General features: G+C 44.0%; 1 protein-coding gene. It reads left to right on the top strand.

Going from position 1 to position 405, the window contains the following annotated elements:
• Window positions 1-371 (top strand): Sua5/YciO/YrdC/YwlC family protein (locus A3756_RS05070; RefSeq protein ID WP_197481182.1); only part of this gene is annotated, 371 nt, incomplete at its 5' end.
• Between the last annotated feature and the right edge of the window lie 34 nt (window positions 372-405).

Here is a 405-nt window from a genome sequence, read left to right as displayed (position 1 = left end):
ATGCCAAACGCTTCCACTCGCAAACCAATGCCTGCAATGACTGTGGACCACAATTAGCGCTAGTCGATAAGAAAGGTATTCGTTTGCCTCTAGAACAGAATCAGGCACTAATCGATTTTTGCGCCGAACAATTAAAGCAAGGCGCTATTATTGCTATAAAAAGCATCGGTGGTTTCCACTTAATTTGCGATGCCAAAAATTCTGAGAGTATTAAGCGGCTAAGAAAAGTTAAGCAACGCCCTGATAAACCCTTTGCCCTCATGGCCTTGAATACGCCTTCACTTGAGCCCATAGTCGAGCTAGACAGAGCAAGCCTTCACGAGCTGAATTCTTCTCACCGATTGTACTTCTGCCTAAGAAAAGAAGTTTAAAGCCTGACTCTAAGCAAGAAGAGGAAGATTGGCT

The sequence above is a fragment of the Oleiphilus sp. HI0086 genome (assembly GCF_001635225.1).
The sequence above is the reverse complement of the archived record's forward strand: the minus strand, read 5'-3'. Positions and strand labels throughout refer to the sequence as shown.